The sequence below is a fragment of the Ohtaekwangia sp. genome (genome assembly GCF_036568665.1).
In the GTDB taxonomy this organism is placed as follows: Bacteria; Bacteroidota; Bacteroidia; order Cytophagales; family Cyclobacteriaceae; genus Ohtaekwangia.
Genome location: NZ_DATCSD010000370.1, coordinates 23,141 through 37,062, shown reverse-complemented (window position 1 = coordinate 37,062; position 13,922 = coordinate 23,141). Strand labels below are relative to the sequence as shown.

The following is a 13,922-nucleotide window of genomic DNA, read 5'->3' as shown; positions in this document are numbered from 1 at the left end:
CAATATCGACCGTGAGTTAGACATTTCTTATGCCGAGTATTAGCGCTTTGAATCAAAATCAAATCTGCCAGCCATAGAAGCATGACCATCACTTTTTTGCTGAACAAAGCCGATCAGTTCCCAGTCGGCAGTGGTAAAGTCAGGAGGCAACGTCAGGGTTACCGGTTGGGATGGATCGATGCGAACGTGCTCCAGGCTTTTTACTATTTGTACATGCGATAATTTTCTGCCGGAGTTTTCGCCAGCCTTCACATTGCTTTGTGCAGCCTTTTGTACAAGGGCCAGCACGAGTTCAGAACGTTCATCGCGGGCAACGCCTTCGTAAGTCACCAGCGCTTTATTTCCTTCGATCGTACAATGAAGTGTGAGTGTATTTGACTTCGCTGTAGTAAGGTTTGCTGTAACTTCTTCCAGTACAGCTTTCCTGTCGGAGCCAACAAACTCCTTTGATCCGTTGATCACCAGCTGAGGAGTATAGAGTGAACCAACTCCGAGCCACCTTGAGTACTGGCGTTGTCTTTGGGTGAACTCAGCCTTGCTGAACTGATCTTTCCATCCGAGGTGATTCCAGTAATCGACATGAAAGGCTAGTATATATACCGGCTGGTTTTGAAAGTTCTCGCGGATCTCTTCAAGTAATTTATCGGCTGGCGGGCAGCTCGAGCATCCTTCTGAAGTAAATAGCTCCAGCAGGGCGAAGCCCGGATTACCGGTAGTGATCGTAACATCTTCTGTTTTTTCCTCACGAATGCTGATCGCGGCAATGAGTACTATACAAATGCCAGCAGCAGCAGCGAATATTCTAATGGATTTCATACTATAAATTTAGTGTTATACATGATTTGTTCTCAAAAGTATACCGGTGGCTTCCTGTAAGAAATGAATACTGTTGCCAGTTCGGCAAATGCGGGGGTAAAACAGGCATAATAGCCAATAAGCAAATTCCCTTGCAATGAATGTTTAAAGTTACTTTCTGAGAGGTATATACATCCGTCATGCGCATGACAATACCGGAAGCTTTTTCGCGGGTGTCGTCACATTTCGGAATGTCTACGCGAGGTGCCAATTCGTCCACTTCACCATGATCTCCATTGAACCGGGGGTATGCCGCGCTATACATTTGAGGCATATTTAAACAACAAAGTCATGGAAAAGTATCAAACAACAATCACAACAAATGCAGCTGAACACATTGTAAACGCAAACGTGGAAAAAGTTCTTTATACAGGGAAGACACATACTACCGGTGGGAGGGATGGTTCTTCCCGCAGTACAGACGGAAAACTTGAAGTGAAACTTTCATCACCGGGCTCAACAGGTGCAGGTACAAATCCTGAGCAATTATTTGCAGCCGGATGGTCAGCTTGTTTTATAGGCGCCATCAAACTCGCAGCTATCAAACTGAATGTGAAACTGGTAAATGATCCTGCAGTTGATGCCGAGGTTGATCTTTATACAACCGACAGTAAATATTTTCTGCAGGCTCGTCTTAACGTAAGTCTTCCCGGTATACCTACCGATGTAGCACAGGCTCTTGTTAACGAAGCGCATCAAACTTGTCCTTATTCCAAAGCTACCCGCGGTAATATCAACGTGGTGATCAACGTAGTAGAGTAATCAGTCATTTACATCGATATATATAGTTATGAAGAAGTATAGTGTAATCGCGTTGCTGGCAGCGCTTGTTTTGAGTATCAATACGTACGCCCAGGTAAAGAACATCGTGCTGGTGCATGGAGCTTTTGCCGATGGATCGGGCTGGCATAAAGTATATACTCTCCTGAAAGCGAAAGGATATAATGTTAGCGTGGTGGGAAATCCCAACACCGGTTTTGCTGATGATGTAGCTGCAACAAAGCGTGTGCTTGACAGACAGAATGGCCCTGTGTTATTAGTGGGCCATTCGTATGGTGGTGGTATAATTACCGAGGCCGGTAATGCTGCTAACGTAGCAGGCCTGGTATATATAGCAGCTTTCTCGCCAGAGCAAGGTGAAAGTATGGGGCAGTTGTTGCAATCCTATCCATCAGATCCGCTATCGGGTGTGCTACCTCCGGTGGATGGTTATGCGTGGTATGACAAAGCTAGATTTCACCAGGGATTTTGTGCAGATCTTTCAAAGGAAGAAGCCGAGTTCCTGGCAGATTCTCAGGTTCCATTAGCGGTGGCGGCCTTTCAATATACCTTTCAGGATATAGCATGGAAGACCAAGCCTTCCTGGCATATCATCTCGCAGGATGATCACTCGCTCCCGGTATCATTGCAACGCTTTATGGGTAAACGAAGTGGTGGTAAAGTATACGAGCTCAAAGGAAGTCACCTGGTATTTATCTCGCACGCCAAAGATGTTGCCGAGATTATCGATCAGGCAGCAAAGTCGATTACACAATAATTATTTCTTCGAACAACATCAGTAGTCATGCAATTCACCTATAGAAATTTAAGGGTGGTAATTTTAGTGTCGATCGGTGTCGCGATCATTACGATACTTACAGCCATCAGTCCAACGATTGCCAATCCACCTGCTACGGGAGAATTTGCAGGACCTGACTCCGTGCGGGCGATCTTCGAACATGCCTGTTACGATTGTCATTCCAACAAAACAAAACAGGAATGGTATGCGAAGGTCGCTCCACTTTCATGGAAGGTATATGCCGATGTGCAGGAAGCCAGACGTCATCTCAACTTTTCGCACTGGGATAGTCTTTCATCCGGCGATCAATTGACGAAGCTCTGGTATATCGTAAATATGGTGGAGCAGGGAAAAATGCCACGGAGAGACTATACGCTGGCGCATCCTGATGCTATACCTACAGAGAAAGAAGTGAATATCTTGAAGAACTATGTGTTGTCGTTAACGAATCATCAACCGCCTGTGCAAGTACAAACCAGACGTGTGTCGCAGGGACCTGTTGTTTCCGGTGAAATAAAGCGATCTCCCAATGGTATAGAATACTCCAGCGATTACCGGCACTGGAAGGTGATCACTACTACCAATCGATTTGATAATGGTACGATGCGTATTATTTACGGAAATGATATAGCCGTAAACGCTATAGAGCAACATACTATACGTCCGTGGCCCGATGGTGCGGTGATTGTAAAAGTAGTGTGGAATAAAGGCGAGGAAGATGCAGACGGTAATATATACCCTGGCAATTTCAGTAATGTTCAGTTTATGATACGCGACAGCCGAAAGTTCGGTAAAACAGAGGGATGGGGATTTGCGCGGTTCAGTACGCCACAGCTAATTCCTTACGGAGCAACGGTAAATTTCGATGTTGCCTGTATAGACTGTCATCGACTGGCTTCTGCTAACGGATTTGTCTTTGATGTACCATCGCACAAAACAGAAGAGTAATCACGATATGAAAATTACAGGTGTAAATATAGTATGGGGAGCATTGCTTTTGCTTGGTCTCCAGTCATGCAGGGTAAAGAACGGCTATCAGCTTTCACCCGAAGATATATATGATAATGGCGACCTGCATGTGATCACGTCATGGTTCAATGACAAGCGCCATACAACTTCTGTTCTCTATGGAAATGTGATGACAGATACTATAGCTATAGAAGGAGAGAAGCATATACCCGGTGAACAATATACACTGGTCACCTGGCATCAGCAAAATAATCCGTTGTGGTTTGGTAGCCAGATCAGCGAGCGTATCGCAGCCATTGAGCTTGTTACGATCGTTACGGACGATGCCGGATATATAGTGCCGCAGTATAACATGGTCTATCATGCTGCTTCCGATTCTATTAGCGGAACGCAACTGGAGCAGGAGCGAATCGATTATATACTTTCGCGAAAAGGGGCGCAATATCCCGGATAGTCTCTGCTGTATATTTCGCTTAAACTAAATATAGGTAGTTGTGGCACTGCGGGTATAGAATAAACCTATAGCCAGTCACCGAGGATATTGGATTTTCGGTGACTGGGCTATATTTCTATGTATTTAGTTTAATTTCTGATTGAAGAAATCTATCGTTCGCTTCCAGGCAAGTTCAGCAGCGGCTTTATCGTAGCGGGGTGTTGTATCATTATGAAAACCGTGGTTGGCGTTGGCATACATATAGGCGGTATACTCTTTATTATTTTCTTTCAACGCTTTTTCATACGCAGGCCAGCCTTCGTTTACGCGTGTATCGAGTTCTGCATAATGGAGCAGGAGTGGAGCTTTGATTTTAGGAACATCTTCTGTAGCTGGTTGCCCACCATAGAATGGTACCGCTGCAGCGAGATCAGGTATACGCACGGCCATCATGTTGGAGATCCATCCGCCAAAACAAAAACCTACAACACCTACTTTGCCAGTGCAATCTTTGTGTTGTTTCAGGTAATCGTAAGCGGCTATAAAATCTTCGAGCATTTCATTCCGGTCGCGTTTACTCTGCAGATCGCGACCCTGATCGTCATTGCCCGGATAACCTCCCAGTGGTGTGAGCATATCCGGTGCGATGGAAATATACCCCGCCAGCGCAGCTCTTCGTGCTACATCTTCTATATGGGGATTAAGGCCGCGGTTCTCGTGTACTACTACTATACCTCCCAGTTTACCTTTGGCATCTGCAGGTTTTGATAGTAATGCCTTGATGGTTCCTGCACCTTTGGGAGAAGGGTAATTTATATACTCTGATTTTAATCGTGGATCGTTTGCCTGTATCTGAATGCCACCCTTATAGTCGGGCATCAAAAAACTCATCAGCGATGCGACCGTAAGGCCACCTACGGCATAGCTGGAAAGTTTCTGCACGAAGTCACGTCTGTCGATCCGGTTGTGAGCATAGTCGTCATAAAGGTCAAACACTTCCTGTTTGATATCTTCTTTCCTTATCTCGTTCATGAAATAATCTGGGTTTGTTGACAGGTAATTTACCAAATTATTTCAATCAACCTCTGTCAGGGAATTTCACTTTTCTCAGTATACCAACCTATTTTTTTAGATAGAACAGATCACAACAGATTATCAGTATGTTAGATACTTCGTTATGAATCCTGAAAATCGGCACTTGTTGTTACAGCTTTCCAATCATTCACTTCTTTAGCGAGTTGTTCGATCTTGATGTTCGCGCGTGTGTAGGCATCTTTACCCAGAAACAAATGCAACGGTGGGGGTACCGTTTCTGACAGGTCGATCATGATCTCAGCTGCTTTATCCGGATCGCCCTGTTGTTTGTCGTTCATGGCAAGATATTTTGATTGTGTATCTTTTACAGCCTGATAGCCTTCTATCTGTACATCTTTTACAGCCAGCGACTGCTGCGAGAGAAAACCCGTACGGAAGCCTGAAGGCTGTACAGCCGTTACATATATACCGAACTCCTTTACATCAGCCGCCAACACTTCCGAAAATGCTGTAACAGCCGCCTTTGTTGCTGAATATATAGACCATCCGGGTGCACCGGAAAATCCGGCTACTGATGAGAGGTTGATAATATACCCCGAGCGTTGCTTGCGTAAGTAGGGCAGAATGGTTTTGGTAACGTGAATCGTGGCCAGCACATTTACAGTAAATATACTTTGAATGGCAACGTCATCGATCTCTTCCAGCGTGCCCGACATACCATAGCCTGCATTGTTTACTACAACATCAATTCTTCCGAATGTATGGAGCGTTTGCTGCACGGCATGTTCAATGCTGTCAACATTATGCAGATCAACAGCCAGTGGTAGAAAATTTTCTGAATGAATACCAACGGCCTGTTTCAACGTACTGGCTGTACGCGAAGTGGCCGCTACGCGATGGCCTTTGCTGAGTAATTTCTTTACGAGTATTAATCCCAATCCCTGTGATGCGCCCGTAACAAACCAGACTTTATTACTGCTCATAAAAATGTTTCTTTGGGTGAATGTAGAGCCTCTTGTATATACTATATTTTACATTGATCAGAAGATTGCGGCTTACAGAATAGCCGTTGTCTCTTCGATCAATGCATGCATTAATTCTTTTGCCTTGGTATGTTTAAGGATAGGAGAGATCTGTCCTCCCCAAAACAAAACCATATCCCATTTTTCTTTTTCCAGCGCAGCCGTTCTTAGTGGCGACATAAATTGTGTCTGGAGTGGGAACGGAAGAATTTTATCCTCCTGGTGTAACAAGTCTTTTGCTATACGACTTGTTATACCACGCCCCAGCCTGCCGGTAAATGCGCGCGACAGGGTGGTATATTTACTCGCATCGGTAAATAACATCTTGCGATGTATAGCCGGTGCGTTAGATTCGTCACACGCCAGAAATGCCGTGCCTATCTGTGCGGCTTCTGCTCCCAATGTAAATGCGGCTGCTATACCTTTGCCGGTAGCAATACCTCCGGCTGCAATAACAGGTGTTTTTATTTTCTCTTTTATCAACTGCACCAATACAAATGTGCCGGTAACAGAACTTTCAGCTGAAGCCATGAAAGAAGGGCGATGACCACCGGCTTCAAAGCCTGATGCAATGATGGCATCAACACCGGTTGCTTCCAGCGCTATAGCTTCATCAAGTGTAGTGGCTGCACCGATGGTTTTTATATTGCGCTTTTTCAATTGCTCCATTATGTCGGGCGACAACGTGCCGAACATAAAACTGAATACTTCCGGTTTCAGATCGAGTACAACCTGCAACTGATTTTCAAACCTCGATTGAAAGGGTTGTGGTTTGGCAGGAAGAGGAATACCAGCTTCATCGAAGTAAGGTTTATACAACGCAGCAGTTTGCTGAAATGCCTCATCGTTCACCGTTCCATTGATAGCATCGGTATCGGAAACCCAGAGGTTCAGATTATAGGGTTTATTGGTCTGCGATCGTATCTGGTTATGTACGCTGACAATTTCCTGTGGCGACAAGGTATATGCGCCATAGCCTCCGAGCCCACCGGCATTGGAGACGGTTGTTACCAATGCCACGGAAGAAAGATTACCACCGAATGGCCCTTGCAGTATAGGGTAATCTACATGGAGTAATTTTGAAATTCTTGTTTGGTTCCACATACACAGTAATAGATGAGGGGTGAATTAATTGGAAGTATCGCTGATCATTTTATTCACGATCAGCCATGTTCCGTTTATCTTATGAAACGAGAGAAACTCATGATAGTGAAAGTCGTACATCTTTACTTTCACTTCTGCTACAGCAATTGAGTTTACAATATGTACAGATAAAATTTCACCTTTAAAAGGTTTTCCGGATTCTTTTGGACTCTGGCGGTTCTGCACACCGGTTATATATTCTTCCAGTGTCTTCGCATAGGGCTTGCCCTTTACATCCCCAAAGAGCAGTGTGCCTTTATAGTATATTTTATCAAGCAGCGAGGTATCACCTTCGTAGATGCCTTTGAAATAATAATTTTCCAACGCCTGGCGTATAAGCAGGCTGTCCTCTTTTGAAGTTTCCATAATGCTTACATGTTTAGGAAATATACTTTGATCGATTGTGTTTTGGTTTGATACTCCTGTACCAGTCAAGGTCAGGAGTATCATTATTAAAAGATTCATGATCGGTATCTTTACGTGTTATAGATTACGACCTGCCATCATGCCTCCATCAACGTTGATGATTGTACCTGTTATAAAATCATTCTTGGCAACGGTATATACCATCTGCGCTATATGTTCGGCTTCACCAACGCGATTGAGCAGCGTTAGACCTGCGCTCTTATACGAAACATCTTCTCCGTTCACTTCATGCATCGGTGTTCGGATTGTACCGGGTGCCACTGTGTTTACCCGTATGTTGTGTCTGCCAAATTCTGCAGCCAGTTGAAGTGTGAGTGAATGTATAGCGCCTTTGCTGGAAAGTGGTGCCGTAGTGGGGAAGCCTCCGAAAGCATGGTTTACGATGGGCGTCCCTATATTTATTACTACACCTTCCTTCTGTTTCAGCATTTGCGGAATAAAGGCTTGGGTTGTAAAGAATGTGCCTTTCAGATTTGTATTCAGAAACCTGTCGAGGTAGTTTTCATCCACTTCCAGGAAAGGCTTTGTATCAAATATACCGGCATTATTGATCAATACATCGGCTGATCCAAATTTTTCCAGCGCGGCAGCGAGTAATTGCTCACCTGTTTGTTTATGGCGCACATCGCCACTTACCATCGCTATATTTTCCTTCGGTGCAAGCTCGTTATAGGTTTGCAGAAGCTTGTCGTGCGTGAGGGAGTTGATCACCACATTGTCGCCTCTTTCCAGGAAGTACTTCGCTACGCTTTTCCCTATACCGGATGATGCGCCTGTTACAATGATAGTCTGCTTTTTCATACGATTACTTTTTATCGGCAGTTATTCCTTTTTCGCGGAGCACAGAAACCTGTTCGCCTGCGTAGCCCCAGTCATCCAGGTCAACTTCCTGTATCACTACATGTGTCAAGTGTGGATCCTTGTTCAGTACGTGTGTCATCAGGTCGGTTACACCTTTGATGATTTCCTGTTTTTGTTTGCGTGTAACACCTTCGCGTGTTACTTCAATTTTAATGTATGGCATACACGTGCGTGGTTATGCTGCTATCGCGGCTGTTACAGCTTTTGCAGTAAGGTGAATATCAAGTTCAAATTCGTTGTAGATGAGCGTGTCGCCCAGGTTGGTAAAGAAGTTACCGGAACGAAACTTCATGTCGTATTTCGTTCTGTCAACAACCGCTTCGCCACTTACGGTGAGTATATTGTCTTTTACATTTACAGTTGCTATGAACTTGATGGTGTTGGTGATGCCGCGTATAGTAAGATCACCTTTTACTTCATACTGCTCTGCATCAGCCAATGTAATGGATGTGATATTGAAGTATGCTTCGGGAAATTTTTCAGAAGCAAAGAAATCTTCTGAAGCAAGATGGCCTGCGAACTGCGCGTTGGTAGCAGGATCGGCAATATCAAGAATTACAATGGATGTTGTGTCGATAATGAAATTGCCACCGGTAACTTTTCCGTTAACAACCTCGATGTCGCCCTTCTTGATGTCGATAGTTCCGTTGTGCGCACCGGTTACTTTTCTTCCGACCCAGTCAATTTTACTTTGTGCGGAAATGATCTGAAATTTTTGTGTTTCCATGTTCTTTGTGTGTTTTAATTACGACACAAAGCAAGTCACAAGAGGCGCGGATATCGCGTGATGTAGATCACATTGTATAGAAGAACGTTATTATGTGATCTGCATCACAAAGTTCAGGGGTGAAGGCGGCTCAACGTTTCCCGTGATACACCCAGGTATGCGGCTATCAATTGCTTGGGCACTATATTATATAGCTCTGGATACTGGGTCATAAGCTCATCGTACCGTTGCTTTACGTTGCTGTTCATTACCGAGAGTAAACGCTTTTGTAATGCTACATAACCTTTGTTGGTTCTCCACCGAAAGAAGTGTTCGGCCTTATGTATATCGTTACAGATTTTTTCACGGTCGTCATTGGTCAGTACCAATACTTCTGCATCGGTAATACAATCGAGACTAACGGTTGCTTTACTTTTATTGTATAATGCGTTGTAATCGGAAGCCCACCACGATGGCATAGCAAACTGTAGGATATACATCTTCAGTTCATCGTTAATAAAAAATGTTTTCAGGCATCCGCTCAATACAAAGTATTCGCATTCAACTGGATCGCCTGCTGAAATTAAAGTCTGTGCTTTTTTAAAAGTTTGATGCTTGAAATGCGAAAAGAAATGATCGAACTCGTCCTCTGTAAGTGAAACCATTTTTGATACATGGTTTTTCAGAATCTCTTTTGACTGCATAGCTGAAGTAAATGTTAGCAAAGCTACATGATCGTTATGCTAATTTAAAACCGGTTCCTGGTTAAAGCGTGCCCGATAGTCTAAGGGAGACAGGCCGGTTATCTTTTTAAAGATCTCCCGGAAAGCTTTATCGTCTGAGTAGCCTACTTCGCTCATGACTTCAAATATACTCTTCCTGCCTTTTTCCAATGTTCGCTTCGCTGCTTCTACTTTTACACGTTGTAAATATTCTACCGGAGTATTACCAGTCGCCTTGATAAAACGCCTGTCGAAGTTTCGTCTGCTGATGGCCAGCTTCGAAGCCAGCTCTTCGAAGGAGATTTTTGCCGTGAGGTTTTCTTCAATATAGGTTTGCGCTTTGCTGACCAGTTCATCTCCATGGTTCTTCTGTATTTGAAAAATAGAGAAGGGCGATTGCAGTGATCGCTCAATATCAATCTGAAAAACTTTGGAGCAAAGTATAGCGATCTGCCGGTCGAAGTATTTTTCAACCAGGAAGAGAATGAGGTTCAGGAAAGAGTAGGCACCACCATTGGTATATATACCCGGTTCGGCAGTGATCAGTTTATCAACATGAAGATTTACATTGGGGAACAGCCGTCTGAAATCACTGGCAGCATTCCAATGCGTGGAGCAGGCTTTGCCTTCCAGCAGACCGGTGGCTGCGAGTAAAAATGCACCGGTACATATACTCGCTACTTCGGCACCGTTCTTATACTGCCGGTTAATCCATGCAATAAGATCCTGGTTGTTTTTAATGATGTTGTCGTAATCGTGATTGAGCGAAGGTATAATAACCAAATCTGCTTTTTTTATATCGTTAATATCAAGTGGATATATAGAGAAGAAGCCCGCATCCAGTTTCAACTCTGTTTCAGAACTGGCTATATATACTTTTATCCTGGCGGGGTTTCCCATCTTTTGCCAGACATCATTGGCGCGTGCCAGTATCTGAAACGAACCGGTTATACTGCTTAGGTTGATATTACCTTTTGGTGCCAGGATGATTACGTCTTTCATAGCAAAAATTTAACGAAAGCTACGCGATACGGTTGTCCAAATCAACCCGCTATAAAGTCCATTTTGCACCCGGCCAAAATCTTATTCAGACTCTACTTTTACGCTACACAAGTGCAACAACTAAACCCATAATTAAGAATGACAACATCTGATTTTACTACCAGCATATTGGTAGATCAAACTCCGGCAGAAGCCTTTCGTGCCATTAACAACGTGCAAGGATGGTGGTCGGAAGAAGTGGAAGGCGGCACTACCAAACTTCATGACGAGTTCCATTATCATTTCAAAGATGTGCATATCGCCAGAATGAAATTGATAGAAGTTATACCGGATAAGAAAGTGGTATGGCTTGTGGTTGATAACTACTTCAACTTTGTGAAGGACCAGAGCGAATGGATCAATACAAAGATCAGTTTCGAGCTATCACGTAAGGATAACAAGACCGAGATACACTTTACCCATCATGGTCTTGTTCCGTCTCACGAGTGCTACGATATATGCCACGATGCATGGACAAATTATATACAAAGCAGCTTGCGTAACCTGATCGCTACCGGGAAGGGGGAGCCTAATCCTAAAGAAGGAGGCTTTAACCAGGCGTTGTTAGAGGAATACCTGACCAATAAAAATCATTGATATAGTATGGAAACAAAAACACAGAATCTTCATATAAGCTTTATAGTGAATACTTCTATGCAGGAAGCGTTCGCCTGTATTAATCATGTTTCTCTATGGTGGACGGAGAACTTCGAAGGCGGTTCGCAAAAACTGGATGATGAATTTACGGTTCGCTTTGGCGATGTTCATGTATCCACCCAAAAACTGATTGAGTTTATACCTGATAAGAAAGTAGTGTGGCTGGTAACGGACAGCAGGCTAAATTTTATTCGCGATAAAAAAGAATGGACAAACACGCGTATCAGTTTTGAACTCTCAGAGATTGGCAACAAAACCAAGGTAGACTTTACGCATGTTGGTTTAGTGCCTAACATTGAATGTTATGATGCCTGCTCTGGTGCGTGGAGCCAATATATACAGGAGAGTTTATATAGTCTGATGGCTACAGGTAAAGGTAAACCTACTCCCAGGGAGGTGGGAGGGCAGGTAAAAGTCAAAGATTAAAAAGGATAATATCATCAGGCCAGGGGAGAAGTATAGCAGCAAAATGACTTCTTTACTATATGCACACTTACTATAGGTGTGCTTAAAATTTCCTTAAGAAACTTCAAGGCTACCGGTGAGTAATTTTACTGCGCTGGTAGCCATCACGTTGTATGATAGAGTAATAAATTGTTGATAAACGTATTCTTCAGATACTTACTTTTCATTTACCTTGCAGCATTTTTCAGCTATATACATTTGTTTGAAAAACTTTTTTACATCAGGATGCGTAAATAGATGCCATCGCAATCGTTAATTACATCCGCCTGCATTTTTGATGCTTGCCTTTACAATCATCTTTACATACATTCGCGACTCGATGAAGAAGTTTCTAGTTAGAGTTTTTCTGCTTTTGGGCATCCACCTAACCGGATTTAGCCAACTACATGCTGAGAAGCAGGGAGACTATATTCACGACTCTTCGGCAGTACTTCCTGGTGCGCCAGCACAAGCCATCTTCGATGCTGAGCAAAGAAGCCTCGCGTTAATGATCCGGTCAGCTTCATCCGATCGGAAAAAGGAAGTTTTCACAATAGATGTTACCGAAATTCGAGAAGAAGAAGACGATGAGTCGATCTCTTTCAAAAAACGTTTAGAGAGCAGCAGCTACATTGTTTCCATTTTGTTTGCTCAAACCCACGGGTATTTTTTCAGCTACACTAAAAAAGTCTTACCTTTCAATAACGACTTTTCCAGTACTTCATCAAACCGGTATCTGATACTTCAGGTAATCCGGATATGATGTATAAGGACTTATGAAGAAGGCAATTGAGTTTGCCTCCTGACCTTCCACTATGAAATTTTTTACGGCCAGTCCGGTTGCATAAGCAAAAGGGCCTACAGACTATATATACGTTTACACGGCTGTTGAAAGAATTTAGTAACAAACCGTATCTGTTTTTAAAAGAGCAAATTATTATGAGGAAAATTCTCATTTTCATGAACTTGTGCGCCCTGTTATGTTTTACAGGTTGCCATTCTAAAAAAGAAGAAAAGGAAGAAGAGTACAACTTTTTGGTTACCAGCCCTATGAAGAAGGACACACTGGTTAACCGTTCGTACGTATGTCAAATCCGAGCTATACAACACATTGAACTGCGGGCGTTGGAGAGAGGCTATCTGCAGAATATATATGTAGATGAAGGTAAGAGTGTGAAGAAAGGGCAGATGATGTTTCAGATCATGCCGTTGCTTTACAAAGCTGAGGTGCAGAAGGCCGAAGCAGAAGCCAAGTTTGCAGAGATTGAATATAAAAATACCAAGCAACTGGCTGATAGCAATGTAGTATCGCCCAACGAACTGGCATTGGCTAAAGCAAAATATGACAAAGCAAAAGCAGAAATGTCGCTGGCTCAGGTTCATCTGGGTTTCACAGAGATCAAAGCTCCTTTTGATGGAATCATGGACCGCTTCCAGGTGCGATTGGGAAGCTTGGTAGAAGAAGGCGACCTGCTCACTACACTGTCAGATAACAGTGAGATGTGGGTTTACTTCAATGTACCGGAAGCTGAGTACCTGACCTACAAGGCAACGCAGAAGAAAGACAGCCTGATGAAAGTAAATCTTCAGATGGCGAACAATGAAATGTTCCCTTATGCCGGTACAGTAAAGACCATTGAAGCAGACTTTAATAATGAAACAGGAAACATTGCTTTCAGAGCTACATTTCCTAATCCTAAGGGACTGCTGAGACATGGTGAAACAGGTAATGTGATTGCCACAGCTCCGTTAAAGAATGCATTGATCATTCCGCAAAAGGCAACTTTTGAAGTATTGGAAAAGAAATATGTTTTCGTTGTGGACAAAGACCACGTCATCCGTCAGAGAGAAATTACTATTGCTGCCGAGATGCCTGATTTGTATGTTATTTCATCAGGCTTGACTGAAAGCGATAAGATTATGCTGGAAGGTATTCGCAAAGTGAGAAACGAAGAGAAGATTGGAGAGTACAAGTTTGAGGATATGAAGACAGTTCTTCCTCGCTTGAAAGTTTATGTCGAATAATTCCACTTTCATTTAAAAGGAAATA

General features: G+C 43.3%; 19 protein-coding genes. 7 read left to right on the top strand and 12 right to left on the bottom strand.

All coding sequences use genetic code 11. The features are described from left to right. Positions 1-39 precede the first annotated feature (39 nt). Complete coding sequence (locus VIN08_RS21380) at positions 40-816, bottom strand: DUF1223 domain-containing protein (RefSeq protein ID WP_331969505.1); 777 nt, start codon at positions 814-816, stop codon at positions 40-42. A 1-nt stretch (position 817) separates the two neighbouring features. Next, positions 818-1,120 carry a hypothetical protein gene (locus tag VIN08_RS21375; protein ID WP_331969502.1) on the bottom strand — a complete coding sequence of 101 codons (303 nt, stop codon included), beginning with the start codon at positions 1,118-1,120 and terminating at the stop codon, positions 818-820. A gap of 26 nt (positions 1,121-1,146) precedes the next feature. Between VIN08_RS21375 and VIN08_RS21370 the strand changes: the two genes are divergently transcribed. From VIN08_RS21370 to VIN08_RS21355, 4 genes are read left to right on the top strand one after another with little or no spacing between them, the layout of a single operon-like run. Then, complete coding sequence (locus VIN08_RS21370; RefSeq protein WP_331969499.1) at positions 1,147-1,617, top strand: organic hydroperoxide resistance protein; 471 nt, start codon at positions 1,147-1,149, stop codon at positions 1,615-1,617. A 28-nt stretch (positions 1,618-1,645) separates the two neighbouring features. Then, positions 1,646-2,392, top strand: a complete 747-nt coding sequence (locus VIN08_RS21365) for an alpha/beta hydrolase (RefSeq protein WP_331969497.1) — start codon at positions 1,646-1,648, stop codon at positions 2,390-2,392. A gap of 27 nt (positions 2,393-2,419) precedes the next feature. Continuing rightward, positions 2,420-3,361 carry a heme-binding domain-containing protein gene (locus VIN08_RS21360; protein WP_331969495.1) on the top strand — a complete coding sequence of 314 codons (942 nt, stop codon included), beginning with the start codon at positions 2,420-2,422 and terminating at the stop codon, positions 3,359-3,361. A 7-nt stretch (positions 3,362-3,368) separates the two neighbouring features. Next, on the top strand, positions 3,369-3,836 hold the full coding sequence (locus VIN08_RS21355; RefSeq protein ID WP_331969493.1) for a hypothetical protein: 468 nt from the start codon (positions 3,369-3,371) through the stop codon (positions 3,834-3,836). Positions 3,837-3,959: 123 nt separating this feature from the next. Here the strand turns inward: VIN08_RS21355 and VIN08_RS21350 are convergent, their stop codons facing one another. The 9 genes from VIN08_RS21350 to VIN08_RS21310 all read right to left on the bottom strand — a co-directional run bounded on the left by VIN08_RS21350 (position 3,960) and on the right by VIN08_RS21310 (position 10,732). Next, positions 3,960-4,847 (bottom strand): dienelactone hydrolase family protein, encoded by an 888-nt coding sequence (locus VIN08_RS21350; RefSeq protein ID WP_331969491.1) that lies wholly within the window; start codon positions 4,845-4,847, stop codon positions 3,960-3,962. A gap of 143 nt (positions 4,848-4,990) precedes the next feature. Continuing rightward, the gene (locus VIN08_RS21345) at positions 4,991-5,833 is read right to left on the bottom strand and encodes an SDR family NAD(P)-dependent oxidoreductase (RefSeq protein ID WP_331969489.1); all 843 of its coding nucleotides are present in this window, start codon (positions 5,831-5,833) and stop codon (positions 4,991-4,993) included. Positions 5,834-5,905: 72 nt separating this feature from the next. Next, complete coding sequence (locus tag VIN08_RS21340) at positions 5,906-6,976, bottom strand: nitronate monooxygenase (protein ID WP_331969487.1); 1,071 nt, start codon at positions 6,974-6,976, stop codon at positions 5,906-5,908. Between the two features lie 24 nt (positions 6,977-7,000). Beyond that, on the bottom strand, positions 7,001-7,480 hold the full coding sequence (locus VIN08_RS21335; RefSeq protein WP_331969485.1) for a nuclear transport factor 2 family protein: 480 nt from the start codon (positions 7,478-7,480) through the stop codon (positions 7,001-7,003). Positions 7,481-7,498: 18 nt separating this feature from the next. Further along, positions 7,499-8,242: an SDR family oxidoreductase gene (locus tag VIN08_RS21330; protein ID WP_331969483.1), complete on the bottom strand. Its 744-nt coding sequence runs from the start codon at positions 8,240-8,242 to the stop codon at positions 7,499-7,501. Between the two features lie 4 nt (positions 8,243-8,246). After that, entirely contained in the window at positions 8,247-8,465 is a 219-nt protein-coding gene (locus VIN08_RS21325; protein WP_331969481.1) for a 4-oxalocrotonate tautomerase family protein, read from the bottom strand. Between the two features lie 12 nt (positions 8,466-8,477). Next, positions 8,478-9,029: a YceI family protein gene (locus VIN08_RS21320; protein ID WP_331969479.1), complete on the bottom strand. Its 552-nt coding sequence runs from the start codon at positions 9,027-9,029 to the stop codon at positions 8,478-8,480. A gap of 113 nt (positions 9,030-9,142) precedes the next feature. After that, positions 9,143-9,712 carry a Crp/Fnr family transcriptional regulator gene (locus tag VIN08_RS21315; RefSeq protein ID WP_331969477.1) on the bottom strand — a complete coding sequence of 190 codons (570 nt, stop codon included), beginning with the start codon at positions 9,710-9,712 and terminating at the stop codon, positions 9,143-9,145. Positions 9,713-9,751: 39 nt separating this feature from the next. After that, positions 9,752-10,732 carry a GlxA family transcriptional regulator gene (locus VIN08_RS21310; protein WP_331969475.1) on the bottom strand — a complete coding sequence of 327 codons (981 nt, stop codon included), beginning with the start codon at positions 10,730-10,732 and terminating at the stop codon, positions 9,752-9,754. 138 nt (positions 10,733-10,870) lie between these two features. On the opposite strand from VIN08_RS21310, the gene VIN08_RS21305 reads away from it, so the two are divergent. Both VIN08_RS21305 and VIN08_RS21300 read left to right on the top strand, forming a co-directional pair. Next, positions 10,871-11,368 carry an SRPBCC domain-containing protein gene (locus VIN08_RS21305; protein WP_331969473.1) on the top strand — a complete coding sequence of 166 codons (498 nt, stop codon included), beginning with the start codon at positions 10,871-10,873 and terminating at the stop codon, positions 11,366-11,368. A 6-nt stretch (positions 11,369-11,374) separates the two neighbouring features. Next, positions 11,375-11,854, top strand: coding sequence for an SRPBCC domain-containing protein (locus VIN08_RS21300; RefSeq protein ID WP_331969471.1), 480 nt, complete (start codon positions 11,375-11,377; stop codon positions 11,852-11,854). A 413-nt stretch (positions 11,855-12,267) separates the two neighbouring features. Here VIN08_RS21300 and VIN08_RS21295 read toward each other — a convergent pair whose 3' ends face one another. Beyond that, complete coding sequence (locus VIN08_RS21295) at positions 12,268-12,399, bottom strand: hypothetical protein (protein ID WP_331969470.1); 132 nt, start codon at positions 12,397-12,399, stop codon at positions 12,268-12,270. Positions 12,400-12,811: 412 nt separating this feature from the next. Here VIN08_RS21295 and VIN08_RS21290 point away from each other — a divergent pair, with 412 nt between their 5' ends. Beyond that, a complete protein-coding gene (locus tag VIN08_RS21290; protein WP_331969467.1) occupies positions 12,812-13,897 on the top strand; it encodes an efflux RND transporter periplasmic adaptor subunit in 1,086 nt (361 codons plus the stop codon). Positions 13,898-13,922 lie beyond the last annotated feature (25 nt).

Coding starts and splice junctions, on each gene's coding strand:
- VIN08_RS21300 (WP_331969471.1), top strand. CDS start 11,375: ATGGAAACAAAAACACAGAATCTTCATATAAGCTTTATAGTGAATACT.
- VIN08_RS21375 (WP_331969502.1), bottom strand. CDS start 1,120: ATGTATAGCGCGGCATACCCCCGGTTCAATGGAGATCATGGTGAAGTG.
- VIN08_RS21310 (WP_331969475.1), bottom strand. CDS start 10,732: ATGAAAGACGTAATCATCCTGGCACCAAAAGGTAATATCAACCTAAGC.
- VIN08_RS21335 (WP_331969485.1), bottom strand. CDS start 7,480: ATGAATCTTTTAATAATGATACTCCTGACCTTGACTGGTACAGGAGTA.
- VIN08_RS21345 (WP_331969489.1), bottom strand. CDS start 5,833: ATGAGCAGTAATAAAGTCTGGTTTGTTACGGGCGCATCACAGGGATTG.
- VIN08_RS21340 (WP_331969487.1), bottom strand. CDS start 6,976: ATGTGGAACCAAACAAGAATTTCAAAATTACTCCATGTAGATTACCCT.
- VIN08_RS21320 (WP_331969479.1), bottom strand. CDS start 9,029: ATGGAAACACAAAAATTTCAGATCATTTCCGCACAAAGTAAAATTGAC.
- VIN08_RS21305 (WP_331969473.1), top strand. CDS start 10,871: ATGACAACATCTGATTTTACTACCAGCATATTGGTAGATCAAACTCCG.
- VIN08_RS21365 (WP_331969497.1), top strand. CDS start 1,646: ATGAAGAAGTATAGTGTAATCGCGTTGCTGGCAGCGCTTGTTTTGAGT.
- VIN08_RS21370 (WP_331969499.1), top strand. CDS start 1,147: ATGGAAAAGTATCAAACAACAATCACAACAAATGCAGCTGAACACATT.
- VIN08_RS21315 (WP_331969477.1), bottom strand. CDS start 9,712: ATGCAGTCAAAAGAGATTCTGAAAAACCATGTATCAAAAATGGTTTCA.
- VIN08_RS21330 (WP_331969483.1), bottom strand. CDS start 8,242: ATGAAAAAGCAGACTATCATTGTAACAGGCGCATCATCCGGTATAGGG.
- VIN08_RS21325 (WP_331969481.1), bottom strand. CDS start 8,465: ATGCCATACATTAAAATTGAAGTAACACGCGAAGGTGTTACACGCAAA.
- VIN08_RS21355 (WP_331969493.1), top strand. CDS start 3,369: ATGAAAATTACAGGTGTAAATATAGTATGGGGAGCATTGCTTTTGCTT.
- VIN08_RS21295 (WP_331969470.1), bottom strand. CDS start 12,399: ATGAAGCTGACCGGATCATTAACGCGAGGCTTCTTTGCTCAGCATCGA.
- VIN08_RS21350 (WP_331969491.1), bottom strand. CDS start 4,847: ATGAACGAGATAAGGAAAGAAGATATCAAACAGGAAGTGTTTGACCTT.
- VIN08_RS21360 (WP_331969495.1), top strand. CDS start 2,420: ATGCAATTCACCTATAGAAATTTAAGGGTGGTAATTTTAGTGTCGATC.
- VIN08_RS21380 (WP_331969505.1), bottom strand. CDS start 816: ATGAAATCCATTAGAATATTCGCTGCTGCTGCTGGCATTTGTATAGTA.
- VIN08_RS21290 (WP_331969467.1), top strand. CDS start 12,812: ATGAGGAAAATTCTCATTTTCATGAACTTGTGCGCCCTGTTATGTTTT.